This window comes from Plantactinospora sp. KBS50 (genome assembly GCF_002285795.1).
Lineage (GTDB): Bacteria > Actinomycetota > Actinomycetes > Mycobacteriales > Micromonosporaceae > KBS50.
This window is the reverse complement of record NZ_CP022961.1, coordinates 3,258,404-3,283,938: the sequence shown is the minus strand read 5'-3', so window position 1 is coordinate 3,283,938 and position 25,535 is coordinate 3,258,404. Positions and strand designations below refer to the sequence as shown.

General features: G+C 74.5%; 21 protein-coding genes and 1 pseudogene. 13 read left to right on the top strand and 9 right to left on the bottom strand.

Features of this window, described 5'->3' with window-relative positions:
• Positions 1-102 precede the first annotated feature (102 nt).
• From paaK to CIK06_RS14685, 3 genes are all read left to right on the top strand, one after another.
• Positions 103-1,413 carry a phenylacetate--CoA ligase PaaK gene (gene paaK / locus CIK06_RS14695; protein WP_095565300.1) on the top strand — a complete coding sequence of 437 codons (1,311 nt, stop codon included), beginning with the start codon at positions 103-105 and terminating at the stop codon, positions 1,411-1,413.
• 192 nt (positions 1,414-1,605) lie between these two features.
• Complete coding sequence (locus tag CIK06_RS14690; protein WP_095565299.1) at positions 1,606-2,532, top strand: hypothetical protein; 927 nt, start codon at positions 1,606-1,608, stop codon at positions 2,530-2,532.
• 3 nt (positions 2,533-2,535) lie between these two features.
• On the top strand, positions 2,536-4,107 hold the full coding sequence (locus CIK06_RS14685) for an asparagine synthetase B (protein WP_095565298.1): 1,572 nt from the start codon (positions 2,536-2,538) through the stop codon (positions 4,105-4,107).
• Between the two features lie 39 nt (positions 4,108-4,146).
• Here the strand turns inward: CIK06_RS14685 and paaI are convergent, their stop codons facing one another.
• From paaI to CIK06_RS14660, 5 genes are all read right to left on the bottom strand, one after another.
• Positions 4,147-4,584 (bottom strand): hydroxyphenylacetyl-CoA thioesterase PaaI, encoded by a 438-nt coding sequence (gene paaI, locus CIK06_RS14680; RefSeq protein ID WP_095565297.1) that lies wholly within the window; start codon positions 4,582-4,584, stop codon positions 4,147-4,149.
• Between the two features lie 94 nt (positions 4,585-4,678).
• Entirely contained in the window at positions 4,679-4,885 is a 207-nt protein-coding gene (locus tag CIK06_RS14675; protein WP_095565296.1) for a hypothetical protein, read from the bottom strand.
• Between the two features lie 159 nt (positions 4,886-5,044).
• Positions 5,045-5,809 (bottom strand): zf-HC2 domain-containing protein, encoded by a 765-nt coding sequence (locus tag CIK06_RS14670; protein WP_232534217.1) that lies wholly within the window; start codon positions 5,807-5,809, stop codon positions 5,045-5,047.
• Positions 5,810-5,879: 70 nt separating this feature from the next.
• Complete coding sequence (locus CIK06_RS14665; protein WP_095565294.1) at positions 5,880-7,136, bottom strand: nucleotide sugar dehydrogenase; 1,257 nt, start codon at positions 7,134-7,136, stop codon at positions 5,880-5,882.
• Between the two features lie 137 nt (positions 7,137-7,273).
• Entirely contained in the window at positions 7,274-8,713 is a 1,440-nt protein-coding gene (locus CIK06_RS14660) for a serine/threonine-protein kinase (RefSeq protein WP_232534216.1), read from the bottom strand.
• A 231-nt stretch (positions 8,714-8,944) separates the two neighbouring features.
• Between CIK06_RS14660 and CIK06_RS14655 the strand changes: the two genes are divergently transcribed.
• The 6 genes from CIK06_RS14655 (at position 8,945) to CIK06_RS14630 (ending at position 14,498) form a co-directional block, all read left to right on the top strand.
• On the top strand, positions 8,945-10,180 hold the full coding sequence (locus CIK06_RS14655; protein WP_095565292.1) for a glutamate-cysteine ligase family protein: 1,236 nt from the start codon (positions 8,945-8,947) through the stop codon (positions 10,178-10,180).
• Positions 10,177-11,499, top strand: a complete 1,323-nt coding sequence (egtB, locus tag CIK06_RS14650; RefSeq protein WP_095565291.1) for an ergothioneine biosynthesis protein EgtB — start codon at positions 10,177-10,179, stop codon at positions 11,497-11,499. Before CIK06_RS14655 ends, egtB begins: the two co-directional genes overlap by 4 nt.
• Positions 11,499-12,251 (top strand): ergothioneine biosynthesis protein EgtC, encoded by a 753-nt coding sequence (gene egtC / locus CIK06_RS14645; RefSeq protein WP_095565290.1) that lies wholly within the window; start codon positions 11,499-11,501, stop codon positions 12,249-12,251. The genes egtB and egtC overlap by 1 nt, the downstream gene beginning before the upstream one ends.
• Positions 12,248-13,213, top strand: a complete 966-nt coding sequence (gene egtD / locus CIK06_RS14640) for an L-histidine N(alpha)-methyltransferase (protein ID WP_095565289.1) — start codon at positions 12,248-12,250, stop codon at positions 13,211-13,213. The genes egtC and egtD overlap by 4 nt, the downstream gene beginning before the upstream one ends.
• Before the next feature lie 249 nt (positions 13,214-13,462).
• Positions 13,463-14,050 carry a TMEM165/GDT1 family protein gene (locus CIK06_RS14635; protein ID WP_095565288.1) on the top strand — a complete coding sequence of 196 codons (588 nt, stop codon included), beginning with the start codon at positions 13,463-13,465 and terminating at the stop codon, positions 14,048-14,050.
• A 244-nt stretch (positions 14,051-14,294) separates the two neighbouring features.
• Positions 14,295-14,498 carry a hypothetical protein gene (locus CIK06_RS14630; RefSeq protein WP_095565287.1) on the top strand — a complete coding sequence of 68 codons (204 nt, stop codon included), beginning with the start codon at positions 14,295-14,297 and terminating at the stop codon, positions 14,496-14,498.
• 21 nt (positions 14,499-14,519) lie between these two features.
• Here CIK06_RS14630 and nhaA read toward each other — a convergent pair whose 3' ends face one another.
• On the bottom strand, positions 14,520-15,842 hold the full coding sequence (nhaA, locus tag CIK06_RS14625; RefSeq protein WP_232534215.1) for a Na+/H+ antiporter NhaA: 1,323 nt from the start codon (positions 15,840-15,842) through the stop codon (positions 14,520-14,522).
• A 431-nt stretch (positions 15,843-16,273) separates the two neighbouring features.
• On the opposite strand from nhaA, the gene CIK06_RS14620 reads away from it, so the two are divergent.
• The 4 genes from CIK06_RS14620 (at position 16,274) to CIK06_RS14605 (ending at position 21,573) form a co-directional block, all read left to right on the top strand.
• Positions 16,274-17,623, top strand: coding sequence for a polysaccharide biosynthesis tyrosine autokinase (locus tag CIK06_RS14620; protein WP_232534214.1), 1,350 nt, complete (start codon positions 16,274-16,276; stop codon positions 17,621-17,623).
• Complete coding sequence (locus tag CIK06_RS14615) at positions 17,620-18,849, top strand: glycosyltransferase family 4 protein (RefSeq protein ID WP_095565286.1); 1,230 nt, start codon at positions 17,620-17,622, stop codon at positions 18,847-18,849. The genes CIK06_RS14620 and CIK06_RS14615 overlap by 4 nt, the downstream gene beginning before the upstream one ends.
• A 178-nt stretch (positions 18,850-19,027) precedes the next feature.
• Positions 19,028-20,800 carry a DUF4012 domain-containing protein gene (locus CIK06_RS14610; protein ID WP_095565285.1) on the top strand — a complete coding sequence of 591 codons (1,773 nt, stop codon included), beginning with the start codon at positions 19,028-19,030 and terminating at the stop codon, positions 20,798-20,800.
• A gap of 35 nt (positions 20,801-20,835) precedes the next feature.
• Positions 20,836-21,573 carry a hypothetical protein gene (locus tag CIK06_RS14605; protein ID WP_157756755.1) on the top strand — a complete coding sequence of 246 codons (738 nt, stop codon included), beginning with the start codon at positions 20,836-20,838 and terminating at the stop codon, positions 21,571-21,573.
• 115 nt (positions 21,574-21,688) lie between these two features.
• Here CIK06_RS14605 and CIK06_RS14600 read toward each other — a convergent pair whose 3' ends face one another.
• The 3 genes and pseudogenes from CIK06_RS14600 to CIK06_RS14585 all read right to left on the bottom strand — a co-directional run bounded on the left by CIK06_RS14600 (position 21,689) and on the right by CIK06_RS14585 (position 25,478).
• The gene (locus CIK06_RS14600; RefSeq protein ID WP_095565283.1) at positions 21,689-23,482 is read right to left on the bottom strand and encodes a bifunctional UDP-sugar hydrolase/5'-nucleotidase; all 1,794 of its coding nucleotides are present in this window, start codon (positions 23,480-23,482) and stop codon (positions 21,689-21,691) included.
• Positions 23,483-23,535: 53 nt separating this feature from the next.
• Positions 23,536-24,641, bottom strand: a pseudogene (locus CIK06_RS31030) (low temperature requirement protein A).
• 315 nt (positions 24,642-24,956) lie between these two features.
• On the bottom strand, positions 24,957-25,478 hold the full coding sequence (locus CIK06_RS14585) for a GNAT family N-acetyltransferase (protein ID WP_232534212.1): 522 nt from the start codon (positions 25,476-25,478) through the stop codon (positions 24,957-24,959).
• Between the last annotated feature and the right edge of the window lie 57 nt (positions 25,479-25,535).

Sequence of the window (25,535 nt, the reverse complement as noted above, 5' to 3'; positions counted from 1 at the left end):
GCCGGCCGGCACCGGGCGTGGCAGGCTGGCCAGCCAGCGGGGCCGGCACCGGCGCCGCGGGCCGGCGGCAACGGACCGGCCGGTACGGCGCGAGGAGGGGCAGTGCGCGACAGCGAGCCACGGCCGGCGGAACTGGATCCGATCGAGCGGGCGTCCATCGACGAGTTGCGGGCGGTGCAGGTCGAGCGGTTGCGCTGGGCGCTGCGGCACGCGTACGGGAACGTGCCGCACCACCGGTCGGCGTTCGACGCCGCCGGGGTGCGTCCGGAGGACTTCCGGGAGCCGGCGGACCTGGCCCGTTTCCCGTTCACCCGCAAGAGCGACCTGCGGGACAGCTACCCGTTCGGCATGTTCGCCGTGCCCCGCGAGCAGGTCGCCCGGCTGCACGCCTCGTCCGGCACCACCGGCCGGCCCACGGTGGTCGGCTACACCGCGCAGGACGTGCGGACCTGGTCCCGGCTGATGGCCCGGTCCATCCGCGCGGCCGGCGGCCGGCCCGGGGACCGGGTGCACGTCGCGTACGGGTACGGCCTGTTCACCGGCGGGCTCGGCGCGCACTACGGCGCCGAGGAACTGGGCTGCACGGTGATCCCGGTCTCCGGCGGGATGACCGAGCGCCAGGTGATGCTGATCCGCGACTTCGCCCCCGACGTGATCATGGTGACGCCCACGTACTTCCTCGCCATCGTCGACGAGATGCTCCGCCAGGGCGTCGACCCGCGGGGCACCTCGTTGCGGGTGGGCATCTTCGGCGCCGAGCCGTGGACCGAGGACATGCGGGCCGAGATCGAGCAGCGCACCGGCGTGCACGCCATCGACATCTACGGGCTGTCCGAGGTGATGGGTCCGGGTGTGGCGGTGGAGTGCGTGGAGACCAAGGACGGCCTGCACGTCTGGGAGGACCACTTCTATCCCGAGATCGTCGACCCGCAGACCGGCGCGGTGCTGCCCGACGGGGAGCGCGGTGAGCTGGTGTTCACCTCGCTGACCAGGCAGGCGATGCCGGTGGTGCGCTACCGCACCGGGGACCTGACCCGGCTGCTGCCCGGTACCGCGCGGCCGATGCGGCGGATCGAGAAGATCACCGGACGCACCGACGACATGATCATCCTGCGTGGGGTGAACCTGTTCCCGACCCAGATCGAGGAGCTGATCCTGCGTACCCCGGCGCTGTCGCCGCACTTCCAGTGCGTGCTGACCCGCGCGGGCCGGCTGGACGCGCTGACGGTGAGGGTGGAGCGGCGCCCGGACGCCGAGGCGGCGGCCGGGCGGCGCGCGGGCGCGGCCCTGGCCGAGGCGGTCAAGAACACCATCGGGGTGAGCGTCGCGGTCGAGGTGATCGAGCCGGACGGGGTGGAGCGCTCGCTGGGCAAGATGCGCCGGATCGTCGACCGCCGCCACGAGCCGGCCTGACCGCCGCCACGAGCCGGCCCGACCAGGGCCGTGCCCCGGCCGGTCGGCCGCCGTGCGCCGGCCGACCGGCGGGGAGCCGCGGATCGCGCCCGGATGGGGACATTCGGGCAGAACGGAAACTTCCTCACGGAATGCGGATAACGTCCCGGTGACGACGGATTTGGACCGTCACCACCGGGAAGGAGCCGCGCGATGCGTACGCCCGATGACGAAACCGGCCGCGAGCCGGTCGCCGCGCCGACGGGCCGCGGCGGCACGGCCCTCGCGCCCGCCCCCGACCTGCCGCGCTACCGCGAGGCCGTCGCCGACCTGCTCGCCGAGCTGACCGCCGCCGCAGGTGCCGGGCGGCGCCGGCCCGCGTCCGCGGTGGTGGCCGCCCGCGCCGGCGACCCGGAGCTGCGGGCGCTGTGGCGGGGCACCCCGGACGGCGCCGACGGTACGGCGCAGCGGCTGCTCGGCGAGATCGCCGGATACCGGCCCAGCGCCCGCAGCTCGGCCATCGACCTGCCGGCGCTGGTCCGCATCTTCCTGCTGTCCCGGGTGGACGCGCTCTGGTGGGGCGCGGCCGGGCAGTTCCGCACCGATCTGGACGTACGCCGGTCGCCGGAACTGGTGGACCTGGAGCCGCTGCGCCGGGCGGGGCAGTTGCGGTTCCGCTACCTGCGCCAGGCGGAGAGCCTGCCGGCCCGGGCGGCCCGCGCGGCCCGCCGGCGGCTGGCCCCCGACCTGCTGCCGCGGACCGCCGGGCTGCGCTTCCCGCGGACCCGGCCGGCCGTGCTGGCCCTGCTGGACCGGCTGGCCGACGACTTCGCGGCCGTCTCGCCCGGCGCGCCCGGCCCGGTCTGGGTGACCAGCCTGGTGCGCAGCCGCGCCCACCAGGACCACCTGCGCGAGCTGGGGTACGCGGCGCTGCTGCCCAGCGCGCACTGCAGCGGGTACGCCGCCGACATCGAGCTGGCCTGGCACCGCCGGCGCGGCACCGACACCGCCCTGGGGATGCTGCTGCTCGACCGGCAGCGGGCCGGCGAGATCAACGTGATCGACGAGGGACAGGCGTGGCACGTCTGCGTCAGCCCGAGCGCCGTGGCGGCGTCCGCGCCGAAGATGCGGGTGGGCTGAGCGGTGTGCGGATTCGCGCTGATCGCGGGCGCCGGTGCCGAGCCGGAACTGTTCCGCGCGATGCTCGCCACCCTGGCGCCGCGGGGCGAGGTGGAGGAGATCCGGGCCACCAACGAGCTGATGGCCGGGGTGTGGCGGCTGCGGATCGTCGATCCGGCCCGGGCCGAACAGCCCTGGATCTCCGCCGACGGTCGCTGGCTGCTCTGCTACAACGGCGAGATCTTCAACCACCGGCAGCTGCGTTCGGAACTGATCGCCCGCGGCCACCGGCTGCGCACCGCGGGCGACACCGAGGTGCTGCTGGCCGCGTTCCTGGAGTGGGGGCAGGAGGCGGTCGAACGGTTGCAGGGCGAGTACGCGTTCGCCATCGTGCAGCGGGCCACCGGCCGGGTGTACCTGGCCCGCGACCCGCTCGGGGTGAAACCGCTGTACTGGTCCCGGCGGGCCGGCCGGCTGCACCTCGCCTCGGAGATCAAGGCGCTGGTGCCGGTGGGCGAGCCGATCACCGAGGTGCCGCCCGGGCACCACGGCTGGGCCGACGGGGGCTGGCCGCACCTCGCGCCGTACCTGGACCTGCGCCGGCTCGGCCTGGACCACCCGCCGCTCACCGACCCCGACGAGGCGATCAAGCTGATCCGCACGGCGTTCGCGGAGAGCGTCCGGATGCGGGTGGACACCGAACTGCCGGTCGGGGTGGTGCTCTCCGGCGGCCTGGACAGCTCGCTGGTCCTGCTGCACATGCGGCAGTTCCACTCCGACTGCGTGGCGTTCACCATCGGCGCGCCGGGCAGCCCGGACCTGGACCATGCCCGCCGGCTCACCGCCGAACTCGGGGTCCGGCACGAGGTGGTGCAGCTGCGACCGCGGGACATCCGGCTCGCCGACGTCCGCGAGGCCGTCCGGCTCGGCGAGCTGACCGAGTACGGCGACATCATCAACGCGGTCGTCTCGGCGCCGCTGTTCCGCCGGGTGCGCGAGTGCGGGATCCGGGTGGTGCTCACCGGGGACGGCTCCGACGAACTGTTCGGCGGCTACCCGATGTACCACGAGGTGCCGGCCGCGCAGTCCCGGGCGCTGTTCCTGCACCGGCTGCGCAACCTCGGGCGCACCGAACTGCAACGGGTGGACCGGGTCAGCATGGGCCACGGCGTCGAGGCCCGGGTGCCGTTCCTGGACCTCGCGCTGGTGGAGCTGGCGATGCGGCTGCCGCTGGAGTTCAAGGTGCGCGACGGGGTCGAGAAGTGGCTGCTGCGCGAGGCGTTCGCCGACCTGCTGCCGGAGTACGTGCGGCGGCGTGCCAAGAACGGGCTGTCGTACTCCTCCGGCCTGCACGACCGGGCCAGGCTGTACAAGCCGCTGTTTCCCCGGCTGCACCGCGGCTTCGGCTACGACCTGGCCGAGGCGGTCCGGCGGGACTTCGACAGCGTGCTGGCGGCCTGCGACAACGACCTCGACCGGGCCATCGCCGAGGGCGTGGCGCGGCAGGACTACACGGTGCGGGAGCGGATCCGGGACGCCGCCGGGGCGGTGCGGCACAACCTGCCCCGGGTACGCCGGCCGCGCCAACCGGCCTGACCACTGCCGGCCGGCGGTGCTCAGCCTGGTCGGCGGTGCTCAGCCGGCCGCGGGGGTGATCACGCGGCTGCGGCCGCGGAACTCGGCGACCACCTCGGCGGCGCGCCACACCGTCACGTCGTAGACGCCGCTGCGCCCGTACCGGGTGCGTTCGTCCGCCCGCGCCTCCAGCAGGTCGCCCTCGTGGACCGGGCGGACGAAGGTGATGTCGGCACCGGCGGCGACGGTGACCGGCCCCCGGCTGTTGCAGGCGCAGGCGAACGCGGTGTCCGCGAGCAGGAAGACGTACCCGCCGTGCGCGATGCCGTGCCCGTTCACCATGGCCGCGGTGACCCGCATCCGGGCCACCGCGGCGCCGCCGTCCGCGCTCACCAGCTCGATGCCCAGCGCCCGGGAGGCGCCGTCGGCGGCGAACATCTCGTACGCCGGGCCGGCACCGCCCGGCGTACCCGTCGGTCGCTGGCCCGCTGCGCTCATCCGGTGCCGCCTCCTCGTTGCCGGTCCGCCAGAGCATAGGCGGTGCCGGCCGGCCGCCGGCGGGTGCCGGCCGCGGCGGACGACCGCGGGCCGGCTACTTCGAGGGCTCCGGCACGTCGCAGTTGACCTTCGGGTTCACGCCGAGGTAGTTGAGCGGTCCGGCGAGCACGGTGACCACCGTGGTGCTCGCCTCGGCGCAGTCGTCGTTGGAGTCGTTGAAGTAGCCGCGTTGACCGGCCGCGACGGCTCCGATGATCAGCCAGATCAGGACGATGGCCGCCCCGAAGGATCCGATGCGCATGGGTACCCCTTCAACCAGAGAGATCCGGCGCTCGGCTCCGACCCTTGTGGCCGGCCGTGGCCACCGGAGGCCGACGCCCGGCCTGGTACCCATCCGGTCGTCCCGCCGAAACGTTCCCGCCCGGATCCCCGGCCCGCGCGGCGGGCCGGCGCGCGTCGCCTAGGCGGCCCGCCGGGACCTTGCCTCGCCGTCGACCGGGCGCCGTACCAGCCGCAACGGTGGCCGGGCCGGTGCCGCCTCGTCGGCGAACCGGGCCCGCCAGCGCGATCCGCCGGTACCGCGCTCGGCGGGCGGACTGTCCGGGTCGGCCGGCTCGCGCCGGTGCAGCACGGCCAGGATCACGTACCCGGCCACCAGCAGCCCGTGACTGAGCAGCCGGGTCACGCCCACGGTGCCGGTCACCAGGTCGTTCACCGAGAGCAGGCCGAGCACCGCCACGAACGCGGTGAGCACCGGCATCAGCCCGGTCGGGCGCGACCGGCGCAGCGCCACCCAGCCGAAGCCGGCGCCGATCGCGACGTTCCAGGCGGCCGACTCGTGCCACAGGTGGTACGGGTCGCCGCCGTGGTGGGCGCCGGTGCTGGTCAGCGTGAAGCCGCTGACCTGGGCCAGCCCGAGGAACACCTGCACCACGCCGAGGGCGCCGAGGGCGGCCCGCAGCAGCACGTCAAGGCCGCGCAGCCGGGGCAGCCCCGCACCGCCGCGCCACCGGGCCGGCAGGCCGAGTCGCCGGCGCGGAAGCGGTAGGGCCGCCAGCAGTTCCTCGCTGACCTCGGGGGGCGGGCCGACCAGGCCGGTACGCGCCAGCCGGGTCACCAGCACCGCGTCGTCCTGCCACCGGCGGCACGCGGCGCAGCCGTGCAGGTGCGCGTCGACCGGCGCCCGCTCGCCGGGGTCGTCCTCCCCGTCGATCCGGGCCGACACCGCCGCTCTGCATTCTTCGCACCGCATGCACCGATAGTCGTACCCCGGGTCCACGAAGTTCCCCCCGGGGTCAGAGCCGTTCGACCTGCGGGCCGGAGCACCGGCTGCGGGCGTCGAAGACGTACCGGGCCGCCCGCTCGATCAGGTCGTAGTCCAGCCGGTCGTGGTCGGTGACGACCACGACGGCGTCCGCCGCGCGGACCTCGCGCTCGGTCAGCTCGACCAGGGACGCGCCGCGGGGCAGCGGGCAGAGCGTGTGGTGCGGCTCGACGACCCGCACCTCGGCGCCCAGTTCACAGAGCCGGTCGGCGATCTCCATGGCGGGGGAGTCGCGCAGGTCCCCGACGTTCTTCTTGTATGCCAGCCCGATCTGCAACACCCGGGCGCCGGAGACCGGCCGGCCGCGCTCGTTGAGGCCGTGCATGAGCCGCCGGACCACCTGCTCGGGCATCCCGTGGTTGATGTCGTTGGCCAGTTCCACGAACCGGAACTGCCGGCGCAGCCGCCGCTTGACCTGCCAGGACAGGTAGCACGGGTCGATCGGCAGGCAGTGCCCGCCGACGCCCGGACCGGGCCGGAACGGCATGAACCCGAACGGCTTGGTGGCGGCGGCCTCGATGGTCTCCCAGATGTCGATGTCCAGTTCCCGGGCCACCACCGCCAGTTCGTTGATCAGCGCGATGTTGACCTGCCGGAACGTGTTCTCCAGCAGCTTGGTCAGCTCCGCCACCCGGGGCGAGCCGACCGGCACGGTCCGCTGCACGAGGCGGCCGTAGAACTCCTGCACGCGGTGCAGCGCGGCGGCGTCGATCCCGGCGACCACCTTCGGGGTGTTCTCCAGGTGCCACCGCGGGTTGCCCGGGTCGATCCGTTCGGGGCTGTAGCCCAGGTGGAAGTCGCCCGGGCTCTGCAACCCGGAGCCCTGCTCCAGCAGCGGCCGCAGCACCTCCTCGGTGGTCCCCGGGTAGGTGGTGGACTCCAGCACGACCGTGCAGCCGGGCCGCAGGTACGGCGCGACGGACTCGCCGGCCTGCCGGACGTAGCCGAGGTCCGGGGTGCCGTCGTGCAGCGGCGTGGGCACGCTGATCACACAGACGTCGAAGTCCCGGGCGGCGGTGTAGCTGGAGGTCGGCAGGTAGCGGCCGGTGCCCAGGGCGGCGGCCAGCCGCTCCCGGGAGATGTCCTCCACGTACGAGTCGCCGACGGCGAGCCGCTTCACCCGTTCCGGGTCCAGATCCAGCCCGACCACGTCCATGCCGGCCTCGACCGCGCGGACCGCGAGCGGCAGTCCCACGTACCCCTGACCGACGACGACCAACCTGTCCATCCGCGCTCCCAACCGGAGGAAACCCTGCTGGTCGGGACGTTAGGCACGGCTCTGGTCGGTCCGGGCCGGAACGGCCCAGATTGGCACGCGCCGGGACAAAGTTCCGCCGGCGACGGCCGGCGAGTGGCCGGCGGTGGTCAGGGGGTGGCCTGCGGCGCGCCCCCGGTCGTCGGGTTGCTCGACTCGCCGCCGTCCGCGGGCGAGGACGGCGGGGAACCGGTCGGGCCCTCCTCGGCGGACTCGCTGGGCGAGGCCGCGGCGCTGGGCGAGGCCGCCGGGGAACTCGGGCCGGCGGTCGGCTCGGCGGTGGGGACGGCGCTCGGGCTGGCGCTCGGGCTGCGCTGCGCCCCGCCGCCCGGGTAGCGCGTCTCGGCCGGGACGCTGGGGTCGCTCACCAGCTCACCCGGCTGGGTGTCGGACGCCGTGGTGGTGGCGCCGGCCGGACCGGCGCCACCGCGGCCGGCCGGATCGCTGTCGTCCGTCGTGAGGGCCAGCGCGCCGGCCAGCCCGACCAGTCCCATCAGCACCGCGGCGCCGGCGCCGAGCATCGCCCGTTGGCGGGAGCGACGGCGCGGCACGGTGACCCCGGTGGCCGGTCCGTCGGCGACCGGACCGTCGGCGACCGTGGCGGCCGCCGGGCCGGTCGCGGCCGGCCGGCCGTTCGTGCCGGTGCGGGAGGCGGCGCCGATCCGGGTGGTCGCGCCGGATCGCGGCGCCGCCAGGGCGGCGCCGGCCGGACCCACGGACCGGCCCCGGGCGGCGGCCCGCGCCGCGTCGGCCATCGCGGCGGCGTCCGGGAAGCGGTCCTCGGGCGCCTTGGCGAGCGCCCGGCCGACCAGGGCGACCACCGGCGCCGGAAGGTGCGCGGGCAGCGGCGGCGGCTCGTCGGTGAGGTGCTTGATGGCCACCTCGAGCGGGTTCTCGCCGGTGAACGGCGGCTGCCCGGTCAGGCAGCAGTACGCCACCGCGCCGAGCGCGTAGACGTCGGTGACGGGCGAGACGGGCTTGCCGGACGCCTGCTCGGGAGCCATGTACAGCGCGGTGCCCGGCACCGCGTTCGTGCTCGTGACGCTGGTCACGGTGGTGGAGCGGGCGACCCCGAAGTCGACGAGCACGACCGTGCCGTTCGGCTGTACGAGCAGGTTGCTCGGCTTGACGTCCCGGTGCACGATGCCGGCGCCGTGCGCCCCGTGCAGCGCCCGGGCGGCCTGCTCGACGACGGACAGCGTCTCGGCCACCGACAGGCCGCCGGTCGCGTCCACCCGCCTCGACAGCGGTTCGCCCTCGACGTACTCCATCACCAGGTAGTCGGCCCGGCCGCCGTCGGCGGACCGGTCCTCGCCGGAGTCGAACACCTGGACGATGCCGGGGTGGCGCAGCGACGCCATCATCCGGGCCTCGGCCCGGAACCGGGCGAGGAATGTCGAATCGCTCAACAGGCTGGGCAGCAGGACCTTCACCGCCACCGTGCGCCCGAGCACCAGGTCGGTGGCCCGCCAGACGTCGCCCATGCCGCCCGTGGCGACGCGTTCGTCCAGCCGGTAGCGCCCGCTGAGGATCGATCCGGAACCCAACACAGCGGTAACGGTACCCAGTCGCGGCCCGGGGCACGCCGTCGGCTTACCCGTCATTCACCAACTGGACGGCACGATTCTCCCGGCCGTTCGGGCCACCGGGTGGGGACGAATGTCAGTCAATGGTGATAGACAGGGTGTCAAGATCCCGTCCGGTCCCGACGGATGGGACGGACACCGGGCACGCCGGCGGCAACGGCGGGTGCGCCCGGACGACCCGGAAGGGAGGTGCGGATGACGACGACCGGGGACCTCCAGCAGCGTGTGGTGCTGACCGACCTGGCGGCGGCCGAGGCCCATCTCAACCGCATCTGTTTCAAGACCGGCCCGCCGAGGCTGCTCGGCACCGAACTGGAGTGGACCGTGCACGACGCGGTCCAGCCCGACCGACCGATCGACCGCCGGCGCCTGCGCGCCGCCCTCGGCGCCCACGCGCCACCCACGCTGGCCCCCGACGGCCCGCACCGCCCACTGTCCCGGGCCGGGACGGTGACCGTGGAACCCGGCGGGCAACTGGAGATCTCCTCCGCGCCGCACCCGTCGCTCGGGGCCCTGATCGAGGCCACCACGGCCGACGTCGCGCAGCTCACCGAGCTGCTGGCCGGCTCCGGCCTGACCCTCGGCGACAGCGGGATCGACCCGTACCGTCCGCCCCGGCCCGTCCTGGAAACCCCGCGCTACCGCGCGATGCGCCGGTCCTTCGACCGGGACGGTCCGGCCGGCCGCACCATGATGCACAGCACCGCCGGCCTCCAGGTCTGCCTGGACGCCGGCGAGCCGGGCCACCTGCCGGCCCGCTGGGCGGCGCTGCACTGCCTCGGGCCGGTGCTGCTGGCCCTGTTCGCCACCGCGTCCCGGCACGCCGGCCGGGACACCGGTCTGGCCTCCGCCCGGATGGCGGCCTGGCAGCGGATCGACCCGGCCCGCACCCGCCCGGTCTGGCGGGCCGACGGGGCCGACGCCGACCCGGTCGCCGCCTGGACCGGGTACGCGCTGGCGGCGCCGCTGCTGTGCGTGCGGCGCAGCGGCGCGGACTGGACGGTGCCGCCCGGGGTGACCCTGGCCGACTGGATCGGCGGCGCGTTGCCGCGACCGCCCACCCTGCGCGACCTGGATTACCACCTCAGCACCCTGTTCCCACCGGTCCGCCCGCGCGGCTATCTGGAGGTCCGCTACCTGGACGCCCAGCCGCCCGGGGAGTGGATCGCGCCGGTCGGCATGCTCGCCGCGCTCTTCGCCGACGCCCGGACCGTGGACGCGGTCCGGGCGGCCTGCGCACCGGCGGCGGACCGCTGGGCGGAGGCGACCAGCCGCGGGCTGGCCGACGCCACCCTGGCCCGGGCCGCCCGGGCCGTGCACGACCTGGCCATGCCGGCGCTTGCCGGCACCGACCTGCCGCCGGCGGTGGGCGAGCAGATAGACCGCATCGTGCGGCGGCGGTTGGCCGCCGCGGAGAGGAGCACGCCATGACCGCCACCAGCGGATCCCCGGACCTGCGCGGCCGGATCGCCGCCGAACTGGTCCGCACCCGGGAGCGCAGCGCCCTGCTCACCGACGTGGTCGACGACGGCGACCTGATGCGGCAGCACTCCACCATCATGTCGCCGCTGGTCTGGGACCTGGCGCACATCGGCAACCAGGAGGAGCTGTGGCTGGTGCGCGACGTCGGCGGCCGGGAACCGGTGCGCCGGGACATCGACGACCTCTACGACGCGTTCAAGCAGCCCCGCCGGGACCGGCCCCGGCTGCCGCTGCTCAACCCGGCCGAGGCGCGGGCGTACGTCGGCACCGTCCGGGACAAGGTGCTGGACCTGCTCGACCGGGTCCGGTTCGACGAGCGCCGGCTGGTGGCCGACGGCTTCGCCTTCGGCATGATCGTGCAGCACGAGCAGCAGCACGACGAGACCATGCTGGCGACCCACCAGCTCCGGCAGGGTCCGCCGGTGCTGGCCGCCCCGGCGCCGCCGGAGCCGGCCGTCCGGGTCGCCGGCGAGGTGCTGGTGCCCGCCGGCCGGTTCACCATGGGCACCAGCACCGACCCCTGGGCGTTGGACAACGAGCGCCCGGCGCACGAGGTCGACCTGCCGGCCTTCGCCATCGACGCCGCGCCGGTCAGCAACGAGCGCTACCTCGCGTTCGTCGAGGGCGGCGGGTACGACGACCCGCGCTGGTGGACCGAGGCCGGCTGGCGGCACCGGTGCGCGGCCGGGCTGTCCGCCCCGATGCACTGGGAACGGGACGGGACCGGCTGGGGTTGCCGGCGGTTCGGCCGGTACGTCCCGCTGCGGCCGGACGAGCCGGTGGTGCACGTCAGCTACCACGAGGCCGAGGCGTTCGCCCGCTGGGCCGGGCGCCGGCTGCCGACCGAGGCCGAGTGGGAGAAGGCCGCCCGCTGGGACCCGGCCACCGGGCGGTCCCGCCGGTATCCGTGGGGTGACCAGGAGCCGGACGCCGGGCGGGCGAACCTCGGCCAGCGGCACCTCGCGCCGGCACCGGTCGGGGCGTACCCGGCCGGCGCGTCCGCGCTCGGCGTGCACCAGCTCATCGGGGACGTCTGGGAATGGACGTCCAGCACGTTCGGCGGCTACCCGGGCTTCGCCGCCTTCCCCTACCGGGAGTACTCGCAGGTGTTCTTCGGCGACGGGTACCGGGTGCTGCGCGGCGGCTCGTTCGGCACCGATCGGTCGGCCTGCCGGGGCACGTTCCGCAACTGGGACCTGCCCATCCGCCGGCAGATCTTCAGCGGGTTCCGGTGTGCCCGGGACGCCGCCGTCGACGAGTCGGCCTGATGTGCCGCCACCTGTGTTACCTGGGTCCGCCGGTGCCGCTCGCGGCGCTGCTGTTCGACCCGCCGTACTCGCTGGCACGGCAGTCCTGGGCGCCGCGGGACATGCGCGGCGGCGGCACCATCAACGCCGACGGCTTCGGGGTGGGTTGGTATCCCGACCCGGCCGGGCCGCCGGTGCGCTACCGCCGGGCCACCCCGCTGTGGGGTGATGCCACCCTGCCCGAACTGGCCCGGGTCACCCGGTCGCCCGCGGTGCTGGCCGCGGTCCGCTCGGCCACCGTCGGGATGCCGGTGGTCGAGTCCGGGGCGGCGCCGTTCGCCGACGACGGCTGGCTGTTCAGCCACAACGGGCTGGTCCGCGGCTGGCCGGAGTCGGTGGCGCCGCTGGCCGCCGAGCTGCCGACCACGGACCTGCTCACGCTGGCCGCCCCGACCGACTCGGCGCTGCTGTGGGCGCTGCTGCGGCGCCGGCTGCGCGCCGGGGAGCCGGCCGGGACGGCGGTGGCCGACACCGTGCGCGCCGTCGCCCGCGCGGCCCCCGGATCGCGGCTCAACCTGCTGCTCACCGACGGGCGCACGGTGCTGGCCACCACGGCCGGGCACGCCCTGTCGGTACGCCCGCACGGCGGCGCCGTGCTGGTCGCCTCGGAGCCGCTGGACGACGACCCGGCCTGGCGGCCGGTGCCCGAGAACCACCTGTTGACCGCCACGACCGACGACCTGCGGGTCGAACCGATGGGAGTGCACGCATGACGGCTGAGCCGCTGGAGATCTATCTGGAGGAGGACGACCTGGCCGAGGCGCTGCGCCGGGACGTGCGTACCGGCCTCGCCGACCGGCCGCGGTGGCTGCCGCCGAAGTGGTTCTACGACGCCCGGGGCAGCGAACTCTTCGAGCAGATCACCCGACTGCCCGAGTACTACCCGACCCGGGCCGAGCGGTCGGTGCTGGCCGAGCGGGCGGACGAGATCGCCGCGGTGACCGGGGCCAAGACGCTCATCGAACTGGGCTCCGGTTCCTCGGAGAAGACCCGGCTGCTGCTGGACGCGCTGAGCCGGCACGGCGACCTGGGCACCTTCGTCCCGCTGGACGTGTCGGTCAGCGCGTTGCGCCAGTCCACGGCCCAGATCGCGGCCGACTACCCCGGGCTGCGGGTGCGCGGCATCGTCGGTGACTTCACCCGGCACCTGGACCGGCTGCCCACCGGCGGGCAGCGCCTGGTGGCCTTCCTCGGCGGCACGATCGGCAACCTGGCGCCGGGGGAGCGGGCGGGTTTCCTGGCCTCGATGCGGGGCGCGCTGGAGGTGGGGGACTGGTTCCTGATCGGCACCGACCTGGTCAAGGACCCGGCCGTGCTGGTGCCGGCGTACGACGACGCCGCCGGGGTGACCGCGCAGTTCAACCGGAACGTGCTGCGGGTGCTCAACCGCGAACTCGGCGCGGACTTCGACCCGGACGGGTTCGACCACGTCGCCCGCTGGGACCCGGACCGGGAGTGGATCGAGATGCGGCTGCGCGCGCGGTGGCCGATGCGGGTCCGGGTGCTGGACCTGACGGTCGACTTCGCGGCCGGCGAGGACCTGCGGACGGAGATCTCCGCGAAGTTCCGCCGCGCCGGGATCGAGGCCGAACTGTCCGCCGCCGGGTTCGCGGTCCGGCGCTACTGGACAGACGAGCGGCAGCGGTTCGCGGTGACGCTGGCGCAGGCGGTCTGACCGGGCCGCGCGGCCGGGCGGGCCGGCTTGTAGATCCACCGGGTACGCCCTAGGCTGGGGGCCGCGAGGGGGAGTAGCTCCCAATGTCGTGGTCGACATACTGGCGCGCCGGCGGATCAGTCCGCAGCCCGTGCCCGGCCACGCGGCCACGTCGTTGACGTGGCGGGCGAGACCTTCGGCTCAGGCTGTTGACTACAGCCGGGTCGAGGTCGCCCGTGCCCCGATCCGGCTTGCTGCTGGAGGGGCGGTATGGACGGATTTCTCGTGGCGCTGGCGGTCAGTTTCGGCGTCATCTTCGTGGCGGAACTGGGCGACAAGTCGCAACTGATGGCGCTGACCTTCGCCACCCGGTTCCGGCCGTGGCCGGTGCTGATCGGGATCACCGTCGCGACGGCGGTGGTGCACCTGGTCTCGGTGGCGGTGGGCGTGGGGCTGGGCGCGGCACTGCCCACCGGCTGGATCGCGCTGCTGGCCGGGCTGGCGTTCCTCGGCTTCGGCGCCTGGACGCTGCGCGGGGACAGCCTCACCGAGGAGGAGCGCAGCCGGGCGGAACGGACCAACCGGTCGGCCATCGTCGCCGTGTCGGTGGCGTTCTTCCTGGCCGAACTCGGCGACAAGACGATGCTCGCGACGATCACCCTGGCCACCCGGTACGGCTGGTTCGGCACCTGGCTGGGCTCGACGGTCGGCATGGTGGCCGCGGACGCCCTGGCGATCATGGTCGGCCGGATCCTCGGCCGCCGGCTGCCGGACAAGATCATCCGGTACGGCGCCGCCGCCCTCTTCGCGGCCTGCGGCCTCTGGCTGATCCTGGACGCCGTCCGCGAGCTGACCTGACCGGTCGCGGTCGCCCGTGGTCCCGCCGGGTCGCCGCCCGACCGTCCCCCGCCCGACCGGCCCCCGCCCGACCGGCCCCGGCCGAGCGGGTCGGGGTTGGTCGGCGGGTCGAGCGGGTAGCCCATCACCAGAACCTGACGGCAGGTGACGGCGCCTGGCCGGAAACACCCCGGACGGGGCGTTCCGGCCACGGCGTACCGGCCGTGCCGTGGACCGGTGCCGGACGAGGTTGAGGAGCGAGCGGATGGGCAGGCACGACGAGCCGAACGAGTACGGCTTCTCCGGCGGCGCCACCGCGCCGCAGCCGCCCCCGCGCGGCCAGCAGGACGAGCGGGACGCGGCCGAGCGGGTGGCGGTGCCCGGGGACGATCTGACCACGGAGTTCGACGCCATGCTGCCCGGCGGTGCGGACCGGGACGAGGACGAGGACCGACCCGGTCGGCGCTGACCGGGCGGTGCGCCCGCCGGATCAGGATCCGGCGGGACCGTCCTGGTAGATGTCCGGGACGCCGTCCCGGTCGGCGTCCCGGTTCTGCCGCTCGGCGATCCGCCGGTAGACCCGGTTGCGCCGGCGCAGGACCGCGGTGGCCAGCACCGCGGAGATCGCCGACCCCAGCAGCACCGCGGCCCGGATGTGGTCGTCGCGTTCGGTGCCGACCCCGAACGCGAGGCCGCCGATCAGCAGCGAGACGGTGAAGCCGATCCCGCCGAGCAGGGCCACGCCGAGCAGGTCGGACCAGGTGATCTCGCCGTCCAGTTCGGCCCGGGTCCAGCGGGACACCAGGTAGGTCGAGCCGAACAGCCCGACCGCCTTGCCGAAGACCAGCCCGGCCACGACGCCGAGCACCACCGGGTCGCCGAAGAGCCGGGCCGGGTCGACCCCGCGCAGCGACACCCCGGCGGCGAAGAAGGCGAAGACCGGGACGGCCACCCCGGCCGAGATCGGGCGCCAGCGGTGCTCCAGCCGTTCGGCCTCGCCGGTGGAGCGGCCGGTGCGGGAGCGCACCGGCACCACGAACCCGAGCAGCACCCCGGCCACCGTGGCGTGCACGCCGGAGGCGTGCACCAGCCCCCAGGCCAGCAGGCCCAGCGGCAGCAGCAGCCACCAGCGGCCCCGACCCGTGCGCAGCAGGAAACCGAACGCGACGATCGGCAGCACCGCGCCGACCAGCGGCAGGACGCTCAGGTGCTCGGTGTAGAAGATCGCGATGATGGTGATCGCGAACAGGTCGTCGACCACCGCCATCGTGAGCAGGAAGGCCCGCAGCCCCTGCGGCAGGTGCGAGTTCACCACGGCCAGCACGGCGAGCGCGAAGGCGATGTCGGTAGCGGTGGGCACGGCCCAGCCCGCCGGGGCGCCGTCCGCGGCGGCGGTGTTGATCGCGACGTAGACCAGGGCGGGCAGCACCATCCCGCCGACGGCGGCCACCACCGGCAGGACCGCCTGGCGCGGGTTGCGCAGTTCCCCGGCGACGAACTCCCGCTTGAGTTCCAGTCCCACCACGAAGAAGAAGATCGCCAGCAGCCCGTCCGCGGCCCAGGACTGCAGGCTCAGGTCCAGGTGCAGGCCGTGCCCGCCGGGCCAGGGTACGAACCGGGCGAGCCGGCCGTACGCGTCCGACCAGGGGGAGTTGGCCCAGACCAGCGCGGCCACGGCGCCCAGCAGGAGCAGCAGGCCGCCGACCGTCTCGGTGCGCAGCATGCCGGCCACGAACCGGGCCTCGGGCCAGGAGGACGGCGCGAAGAGTCGACGACCGTCGCTGCGGCGGTCGGTGGCAGAAGGATGGGTCACGGGTGGCTGCTCCTCGGGGTCGGGTCGCTTCGCTGACTCGCCGACCCGACTTCCCGGCACACCGATGCCCCAGTCTACCAGCGGCGGACCAGTCGCCAGCATGATCACCTCGGCGGCGCCGCACCGGCGTCCGGCCAAATGCGGTAACAGCCCGCATCGGATCCTCTACATTCGGTCATGAGATTCGTCCGGTCGCGGCTTCGCGGACCGTTCGACGAATCTTTTGGGGCCGTTCGAGCGACCTTCCGGCGCCCGCGCGAGTTAGTTGGCTGAGAGAGGGGAGGGCCGGGCCTCATGAACATGCAGAGCCAACTGCGCCTGGTGCGGCAGCGATGGTGGATCGTATTGACCTCCGTCATCATCGCGCTGGGCCTCGCCGGCCTGGTCACGGTCCGGACCACCCGCGGTACGCGGCGAGCACGACGTACTTCGTGCTCGCACCGAACGAGCAGGGCATCACCGGGGCGTACACCGGCAGCCTCTTCCTCGAACAGCGGGTGAAGTCCTACGCGGACCTGCTCACCAGCGACCGGCTGGCCCAGGCCGTCGCCGCGGACGGCGACGTCGGGTTGACCGCCCAGGAGATCCAGCGGCGGGTCGCCGCGAAGCCGCGCACCGACACCGTGCTGCTGGACACCACGATCACCGACACCGACCAGGCGCGGGCGCTCAGGCTCGCCGAGGCGGTGTCGACGGCGTTCCGCAAGCTGGTGCAGACCATCGAGACGCGCCCGGGGGAGAAGGACCCGCTGGTCAAGATCGAGGTGGTGAACGGCCCCCGGGTCAGCCCCACCCCGGTCTCCCCGCAGCCGACCCGCAACCTCGGCGTCGGCGCGCTGCTGGGCGTGCTGGCCGGCATCGGGCTGGCGATGCTGCGCGGCCTGTCCGACTCGGCCGTGCGGGACGGCGCCACGCTCTCCCGGATCACCGGCGCCCCGCTGCTGGCACAGATCCCGTACGACCGGGAGGTGCGCCGGTCGCAGTTGATCACCGGGGCGGCCGGCCGCAGCCCGCGGGCGGAGTCGATGCGCAACCTGCGCACCAACCTGCGCTTCGTGGACCTGCAGGAACCGGCCCGGGTGATCGCCGTGACCAGCGCCGTGCAGGGCGAGGGGAAGTCGACCACCGCCTGCAACCTGGCCATCGCGCTGGTGGAGGCCGGCTGGCGGGTCGTCCTGGTCGACGCCGACCTGCGCCGTCCGCAGGTGGGCGAGTACCTGGACGTCGGCGCGGGCGTCGGGCTCACCGACGTGCTGCTCGGCGAGGTCGAGCTGGCCGACGCGCTGCGCACCTGGCGGGACACCTCGCTGCTGGTGCTGCCCGCGGGCGCCATCCCGCCGAACCCCAGCGAACTGCTCGGTTCCAAGGCCATGGCCGACCTGCTCGGCGCCGTCCGGGAACTGGCCGACATCGTCGTGATCGACACGGCGCCGCTGCTCGCGGTCACCGACGGGGTGGTGGTGTCGGTGCAGGCCGACGGGGCGCTGCTGGTCACCCGGCAGGGCCGCACCGACACGGTGCAGCTCACCGCGGCGGTCGAGGCGCTGCGGCGGGTCGACGCCCGGCTGCTGGGCTGCGCGCTCAACATGGCCAAGCTGGACCGTGCCGCGGCCACCGAGTACTACGCGTACCGGGCCGGCGGGGCGGAGTCCGGCAGTCGGCACGGCGTGCGGACCGGCGCGGGGCACGCGGCGCCGACCCAGGCGGCACGCAGCGCCGCGGCGCCCGGACTACCGTCCGGCGGCGACGCGACCACGGAGTTCAGCCGGATCCCGCGATGAAGATCGGCATCCTCAGCTACGCCTATCCGCCCGAGCCGGCGTTCATCCCCGGCAGCCTGGCGGAGGAACTGGCGGAGCGCGGCCACGAGGTCCGGGTGCTGACCGGCTTCCCGGTCTCGCCGACCGGCCGGGTGTACCCGGGGTACCGGCAGCGGTGGGGCGAGGAGAGCACCGCCGGCGGCCTCACCGTACGCCGGGTTCCCCGCTTCCCCGGCCACGACGGCTCGTCGGTGCGCCGGGCGGCCAGCTACCTGAGCTTCGCGGCGAGCACCTCGATGGCCGCGCCGCGGTACCTGTCCGGCATCGACGCGCTCTACGTGTACGACGCGCCCGCCACCGCGCTGGCCGCCGGCGCGCTGCTGCGGCTGATCCGCCGGGTGCCCACGGTGCTGCACGTCCAGGACGTCTGGCCGCGCTCGGCCGTGACCTCGCCGGTCAGCGCGGGCGCGGCCGGCGGACGCATGCTGTTCGGCGGCCTGGCCGGTACGCTCCGCCGGGTCTACCAGTCGGTGAGCGGCATCGCGGTGAGCGCGCCCTCGATGCGCGATCTCATGGTGTGCCGGGGGGCCGATCCGGAGTCGATCCGGATGGTGCTCAACTGGACCGACGAGCGGCTCTTCGGGCCGGCGCTGCCGGACCGGGAGGCCCGGGCGGCGATCGGCCACCGTGGCCGGTGCACCATCATGCACGCCGGCACGATCGGGCCCAACCAGCGCGTCGAGACCGCGATCCGGGCCGCCGCCACCACGCACTCGCTGTTCGACCTGGTGCTGGTGGGTTCCGGCCCGCAGGAGAAGCAGGCCCGCCGGCTCGTCGCGGATCTCGGCGCGACGAACGTGCGGTTCATCGGGCAGCGCCCGACCGAGGAGATGGCCGGCCTGTACCACGCCGCGGACTACCAGCTGGTGCTCATGCGGGACGTACCCGTGCTGCGCGGCACGGTGCCGGGCAAGCTGCAGGCCGCGATGTCCAGCGGCTCGCCCGTGGTCGCCTCGGCCGGCGGCGACACCGCCGAGCTGGTGGAGGGCGCCAGGGCGGGGCTGTCCTGCGGACCCGAGGACTGGCGGGCGCTGGCCGACCGGTTCGCGCTGGCCGCCGCCATCCCGTCGGGCGCGCGGACCCAGATGGGGCAGCGCGCCCGGGAGAGCTACCTGCGGCGCATGTCGCTGCGGGCCGGGGTGGACCAGATCGAGCAGATGCTGGCCGAGGCCGCTACCAGCCGCTGAGCCCTCCTGCACCGTCGCCCACCTGCTGTCGATCCCCCGGACGTACCTTTTACGCGGTTTGCGTGTCAACAGTCCTCTAATCACCATCCGACGACTAAACGGCGTGCTATACAGATTCGGAAGAATCAGCGCGAAAGACCGATTTAGTCGATCTGGAGGTTCGGCGCGGGTGATTGCCATGGTGAGGTTGACGCGTCCGTTCCGGAGGTGGCGGCGTCGGGCTTCGTTCCGGCGGACCCTGCTGACGGGTCTGGTCGTCGTCTCCCTGCTGCTGGTCGCCGTCGGCTGGATCGGCGGCCGGGCCTGGCAGACCCGGGGCAACCTCACCAACGCCGTCGGCCTGGCCCGCGCCCTCGGCGAGCAACTCGCCGCGCAGGACCTCGCGCAGGCCCGGCACACCCTGGACGCGCTGCAACGGCAGTCCGCGGCGGCCCGCTCCAACTCCGCCGATCCGCTCTGGAGGGTCGCGGCCCACGCCCCGTACGCGGGGGAGAACCTGGCCGCCACGCACGCGATCGCGGCCACCGTGGACGACCTGGCCCGACAGCTCTTCCCCCGGCTGCTGGCGGTGGACGTGCACGCGCTGGTCCCGCGGGACGGCCGGGTGGACCTGACCGCCCTGCGGCGGGCCAGCACCGAGGCGGGCGCGGCCGACGCCGCCGCCCAGAGCGCGCGGGCCGGGTTCGACCCCGATCCGCGGCACCTGGCCCGACCCGTCCGGGACGCCGTCGAACAACTGGGCGACATGCTGGACCGGCTGGCCAGCCTCACCTCCGCGGCCCGGCGCGCCAGCGCGCTGCTGCCGCAACTGCTCGGCGCCAATGGGCAGCGCAGCTACCTGCTGGCCTTCCAGAACCTCGCCGAGGCCCGGGCCACCGGCGGGATGATCGGCGCGTACGCCGTGCTGCGGGTCTCCGCCGGCCGGGTCACGATCAGCCACCAGGGCGCCACCAGCCAGCTCGGCACCTTCTCGCTGCCGGTGGAGCGCGAGCTGCGCAACCTGTACGGCGACCTGCCCGGCATCTACCCGGCGGACGTCAACCTGACGCCCAACTTCGCGGCGGCCGCCGCCCGGTACCGGGAGATGTACCGGCTGAGCACCGGGGAATCGGTGGACGGCGTGCTGGCCACCGACCCGGTGGCGCTGGGCTACCTGCTGGGCGCGACCGGCCCGGTGGCCGTGCCCGGCGGCACCACGCTGACCAGCGGCACCGCGGTCCGGGAACTGCTCGTCGACATCTACCGCCGGGCCACCCCGGCCGAACAGGACAGCTACTACGCGCACTCCGCCAAGGCGGTGTTCAACGCGCTGCTGACCCGGGCCGTCGACCTGCCGGCCATGGCCACGGCGCTCGGCCGGGCGCTGGCCGAACGGCGGCTGCTGTTCTGGAGCGCACACCCCGCCGAGCAGGCGGTGGTGGCCGACACCCGGATCGGCGGCGTGCTGCCGGAGCGGGAGACCCAGCCGACCATCGGGGTGTTCCTCAACGACGGCACCGGGGCGAAGCTCAGCTACTACCTGAAGGGCACCGCGAACCTCACGGCCGGCGACTGCCGCCCGGACGGGGCACGCGAGTACGCGCTGCGGGTCACCCTGGCCTCCACGGCACCCCGGTCCGGTCTGACCGAGTCGGTGCTCGGCTACGGGTTCCGGGACTCCCTGAACATCCCCGCCTACACCACCCGGACCGTGCTGGCCGTGTACGGCCCGGCCGGCGGCAGCGTGCTGTCCGCCGCGCTCGACGGCCGGCGTACCGCCATCGGCACCGGCCGGGAACGGCGCCGCCCGATCGGCATGGTCGCCCTCGACCTGCGGCCGGGGCAGTCCCGGACGGTGCAGGTCGACCTGCTCGCGCCGGCCACCGCGAGCGGCGCCGCGGACCTCTGGCTCACCCCCGGCGTCACCCCGTGGACCACCTCCATCAGCCCCACCCCGAGCTGTAACCAGTAGAGATCACCATGTCCCGAGTGAGGAAAGGATCTGCCATGCGGCTCTCCCGCATCATGATCGCTATCACGGCCGGCGTCGCCCTCTGGGGCGTACCGGCCGCGGCGGGGGCTGCTCAGCCTTTCACGCCGCAGCCCAGCATCCCGCCGACGGCCACGCCGACCTCGACGGTGACCCCGCAGCCCCCGCCGCCGTACCCGCCGGCCGGGCCGCGGCTGACCAGCCCGGACCCGACCGTGCTGGTGGGCGACCCGGTGACGATCGTCGGTGACAACTACGGCGCCAACGAACGCGTGCGGCTGACCTTCGCGGTCCTGCCCACCGCGGCCGGTGCCGCGCCGGCCGTTGCCCCGGCCGCACCCGGCGGCGTGGGCGCGATGGCCCCGCTGGCCGACGGTCCGGACGGTTGGGAAGGGTCGGGGTCACCCGACTGGCACGACGGACACGACGGGCACGACGGCTACTGCCGGTCCAACAGCCTGCCGAGCCCGATCACGGTGACGGCGAACGCCGCCGGCCACTTCGTGACGACCGTCCGGATCTGCCGCGTGGGCAGCATCCAGGTGACCGGCACCGGCCTGACCACCGGGAGCACCGCGACGCTGGTGCTGACCATCGAGCCGCGCCACCACGGCGACCCGCTGCCGGTCACCGGCAGCAGCGTCGGACCGCAGCTGACCATCGGCATCGCCGCCGTGGCGGTGGGTGCCCTGCTGATCCTGCTGACCGTCGCCGCGCGGCGCCGGCGGGGTCGGGGCGCCGCACGACTCGGCTGACCGTGCGTCCGGGCCGCGGTCGGCTGACCGCGGCCCGGACCTGATCACACCGGCCCGGACCGGCGCCCTGGCGTCGGTCCGGGCCGGCGCCGCGCCCGGGGCCGGCGCGCTCGCCTCACTCGAAGACCGGAACGCCCGCGCGGACCAGCCGCCAGTTCGGCTCGAAGAAGTCCGCCGGGTCGATGGCGCCGCGGTCCTGGGCCCAGTCGATGAGCAGTTGGCGGATCTCCTGCTGCTCGTTGTAGACCTGGGTCTGCACGATGCCCGGGAAGTTGCCGCCGCCGCTGCGCCGGTAGTTGTTCACCGCCACCACGAACCGCTCGTCGTCCCCGACCGGGGTGTCGGTGCCCGGATGGTTCAGCGTGGTGATCCGCTCGCCCACCGGCCGGCTGATGTCGATCTCGTAGTCCACGCCGGACAGGGTGTCGTAGTTGTAGTCCGGCACGGCCGGGTCGCTGATCGTCTCCGGGTCGACCGGTGCGTCCGGGGCCAGGGTCACGAAGTACTTCGCCGAGTACTCCAGGTACGCCCGCACCTGAGCGCCGGTCAGCACGACCGCCTCCAGGGTGTTGTCGTAGATGTAGAGCCCCGCCACGTCCTTGATCTTCACCTCGCCGGCCGGGAACACCGCGTCCCGGCTGAACGGGGCGGCGATCGAGAGCACCGGCAACTGGGCGTACTCGCCGCCGGCCAGCGCCGCGGCGACCGTGTCGGTCTGCACCTTGTTGATGTAGTCCAGGATCGGGGTGTCCCGGTACCGCGAGGCCGCCGCGGACAGCTCGGTCACCGAGGTGGCGACGACCTGGTTGACGTACCCGACCGTGGTGTTGTGCTGGGCGCGCACGGCGGCCAGCACCTTCGGGTCCTCGACCACGGTGTTGCTGTTGAGCATGGTGGCGTGCTTGTCGGTGACGACCCACCGGCCGCGCTGGCGGCTCAGCGTGAAGTCCATCCGGGTCAGCCGCTGGCCCCACTTGGACGGTTCCGAGGTGAGCACCTGCGCGCCGGTCTGCTCGTTGGTGACGAACTTCTCCGGAATCTCCAGGTGCGCGTGACCGAAGAGGATCGCGTCGATCCCGGGTACCCGCTGGGCGATCAGCGCCGTCGGGTTCTCCACCGGCAACTCGGGGCCGTAGCTGGAGGTGCCGCTGTCGCCGCCGTGCGCCGAGAGGACCACCAGGTCCGCGCCGCGGGCGCGCATGATCGGCACGTACTTCGCGGCGGTCGCGACCATGTCCTCGAAGCGCAGCCGGCCCTCGACGTTGCCCCGGTCCCAGATCGCCACGCCGGGATTGGTCAGGCCGAGAATGCCCACCCGCAACGCCGGGGCGCCAGGACCCAGGTCGACCTTCTTGATGACGTACGGGGTGAAGGCGGGCCGGCCGGTCCTGGCGTTCACCGCGTTGGCGGCCAGCGCCGGGAAGCCGAGCTGGCGGATCCACAGGTCCAGCAGCGGCAGACCGTAGTTGAACTCGTGGTTGCCCAGCGTCACGGCGTCGTAGTCGATGACGTTCATCGCGCGGGCCATCGGGTGCCGCTGGTGGGTCTCGGTGATCGGCTCCTGCTTGGCGTAGTACGTCGTGAGCGGGGTGCCCTGGATGGTGTCGCCGGCGTCGAGCACCAGGATGCCCCGGTTGCGGCGCTCGGCGCGGATCTCGTTGATCAGGGTGGCGATCTTGGCCAGACCCACGTCGTTCTGCTTCGAGTCGTCGAACTCGGCGTCCTTGTAGTAGTCCCAGTTGTAGACGTTGCCGTGCGTGTCGGAGGTGCCGAGCAGGGTGAGGCTCCAGCTCTGCGGGCGGGTCGGCCGGTGTGCCTGGGCGGGGCCGGCGGCCACCAGCGGGGCCGCGGCCGCGGCCGCCGCGGCGGCGAGCACCTGACGGCGCGACGTTCCGGGGGGAAGGGTCATGACGGGCCTTTCGCCGAAGGTCGGTGGGCACCTCGTGGGCGCCGCACGGCACCCTAACCAGCCGGTCCGGCCGGCCCGGCCGTGCCCCCACCCACGTCAGGCGCGGCCCGGTCCGGGCCGGGGCGCCGGTGCACGAGCATGTCGCCGTGCGCGGTCAGCAGCATCAGCGCGGTCAGCACGGCGGCGTTGGCGATCAGCGGCATGCCGTGCCCCAGCACCGCCGCGATGACGATGGCGAGCAGCCCGGCCAGCCGGTGCCAGGACATCCGGCGGTGCACCAGCGCCGCGAGCGGGATCCAGCCGGCGAGCGTGAGCGTCGGCCCGGCGACCAGCGCCGCGAGCGCGGCCGGCTGCCGGGTGAGCGGGTCCTCGACCATCAGGCGAGCGCCGAGTCCGATGGCCACCACCCCGGCGATCATCACCAGGTGCAGGTAGCCGGCCAGCAGGCCGAGACGGCTTCCGGACGGCCCCTCTCCGCGATGGCGCCGCCGAGCCGCTCGCCGCCGGGCAGCAGGTACAGCCGGCCGACGCTTATCGTGACGACGAAGACCAGCGCGTACGCCAGGATCGTCGGCAGGTCCAGGTGCGCCTGGCTGAACGCGATGCCGGCGCCCAGGATGGGTTCGCCCAGGGCGATGATGTAGATCTGCTGGTACCGCTCGGCCAGGTGCTCCGGGGTGATCCGCAGTTCCGCCCATGCGCTGCGGCCCAGGCCGGGGGTCGGCCAGCGCAGCCAGGCCAGCGAGTACTCCATGACCAGGGCCGCGGTCCAGAGTGCCACCCGGGCGGCCGGAAGGAGCGCCCCGGCCAGCCAGAGCGCCCCGGACGCCACGAACCAGACCGCCACCCGCACCGTCCTGACCCGCAGCGGGTGGCCGCGCAGGGCCGGCAGCAGCAGGCCGGGCCGGCCCAGGTGGATCGCCACGTACGCGCCCGCGAACAGCAGCGCCCCGCCGGCGTACGCGCTGGTCGCCGTGCCGGCCATCAGCAGGCCGCCGAGCATCACCCAGATCAGCAGCGCGATGATCAGCGGCGTGCGCGGGTCGAACCAGTCCGTCGACCAGGCGGTCACGAACCAGACCCACCAGATCGCGGCCAGCAGCAGCGCGGTCCGGTAGATCCCGCCGGCGGTGAGGTCGTCCTCCAGCGCCTGGGCCACCCGGTTCAGGGCGAGGATGAACGCCAGGTCGAAGAAGAGTTCCAGGAACGACGCCCGGCGCGGTGCCTCCCGCGGGCGCAGCAGGCGTCCCGCCCCGACCCCGGGGGTGAGGAACCGACCCAGCCACGCCTGCACACCTCAGTCGTACCAACGGCGACCCGGCCATCCGGCCCGAATCGCCGACCCCGCCCCCGTCGGCCCCGACGTCGCCCTGTCCCGACGTCGCCCTGTCCCGACGTCGCCCTGCCCCGACCCGGACTCCGCCGCGCCGGGCCGGGGGTCCGTCGCGGGTCGGGCCGGCGGGTCCGGGTCGGGTCAGGCCGGCGGCCCGGCGCCGGGTCCGCGCAGCCGCATGGCCGGGTCCCGGGTACGGACGAAGCCGAGCGACCGGTACAGCGGCTCGCCCTCGGCGGAGGCCCGCAGGTCGATCCGGCGTACGTCGGCCGCCCGGAACCAGTCCAGCAGGGCGCTCACGCAGGCCCGTGAGTAGCCCCGGCGGCGCCGGTCCGGGTCGGTGGCGACGTTGAAGACGTGGCCGACCCGGCCGCTCGGATTGTCCGGCCCGCCGAGCCGCAGTTCGACGGTGCCCACCGCGCAGGCCGCCAGCGCGCCGGTCCCGTCCCGGTCGACCACGAACGCCGCGAGCGTGGGGTCCGGCTCGGCCAGCCGGGTCCGCAGCGTCGCGGCACTGCCGCGGCGCCATTCGCCGCCGTCCGGTGCGCCGCCGTCCGGGGCGCCGTCGGCCATTCCGGCCAGCATGACGGCCCGCAGCCGGACCAGTTCGTCGACGTCGGCCACGGTGGCCCGGCGGGCGTCCGGCACCCTCATCCCGGTCATGCCGGCGATGGTAACCGTGGACCGCACCGGCCCGGCCCCGGCGGCTCCGGTCCGGGC

Coding starts and splice junctions, on each gene's coding strand:
- CIK06_RS14690 (WP_095565299.1), top strand. CDS start 1,606: ATGCGTACGCCCGATGACGAAACCGGCCGCGAGCCGGTCGCCGCGCCG.
- paaI (WP_095565297.1), bottom strand. CDS start 4,584: ATGAGCGCAGCGGGCCAGCGACCGACGGGTACGCCGGGCGGTGCCGGC.
- CIK06_RS14675 (WP_095565296.1), bottom strand. CDS start 4,885: ATGCGCATCGGATCCTTCGGGGCGGCCATCGTCCTGATCTGGCTGATC.
- CIK06_RS14665 (WP_095565294.1), bottom strand. CDS start 7,136: ATGGACAGGTTGGTCGTCGTCGGTCAGGGGTACGTGGGACTGCCGCTC.
- CIK06_RS14655 (WP_095565292.1), top strand. CDS start 8,945: ATGACGACGACCGGGGACCTCCAGCAGCGTGTGGTGCTGACCGACCTG.
- egtB (WP_095565291.1), top strand. CDS start 10,177: ATGACCGCCACCAGCGGATCCCCGGACCTGCGCGGCCGGATCGCCGCC.
- egtC (WP_095565290.1), top strand. CDS start 11,499: ATGTGCCGCCACCTGTGTTACCTGGGTCCGCCGGTGCCGCTCGCGGCG.
- egtD (WP_095565289.1), top strand. CDS start 12,248: ATGACGGCTGAGCCGCTGGAGATCTATCTGGAGGAGGACGACCTGGCC.
- CIK06_RS14635 (WP_095565288.1), top strand. CDS start 13,463: ATGGACGGATTTCTCGTGGCGCTGGCGGTCAGTTTCGGCGTCATCTTC.
- CIK06_RS14630 (WP_095565287.1), top strand. CDS start 14,295: ATGGGCAGGCACGACGAGCCGAACGAGTACGGCTTCTCCGGCGGCGCC.
- CIK06_RS14615 (WP_095565286.1), top strand. CDS start 17,620: ATGAAGATCGGCATCCTCAGCTACGCCTATCCGCCCGAGCCGGCGTTC.
- CIK06_RS14610 (WP_095565285.1), top strand. CDS start 19,028: ATGGTGAGGTTGACGCGTCCGTTCCGGAGGTGGCGGCGTCGGGCTTCG.
- CIK06_RS14605 (WP_157756755.1), top strand. CDS start 20,836: ATGCGGCTCTCCCGCATCATGATCGCTATCACGGCCGGCGTCGCCCTC.
- CIK06_RS14600 (WP_095565283.1), bottom strand. CDS start 23,482: ATGACCCTTCCCCCCGGAACGTCGCGCCGTCAGGTGCTCGCCGCCGCG.
- CIK06_RS14585 (WP_232534212.1), bottom strand. CDS start 25,478: ATGACCGGGATGAGGGTGCCGGACGCCCGCCGGGCCACCGTGGCCGAC.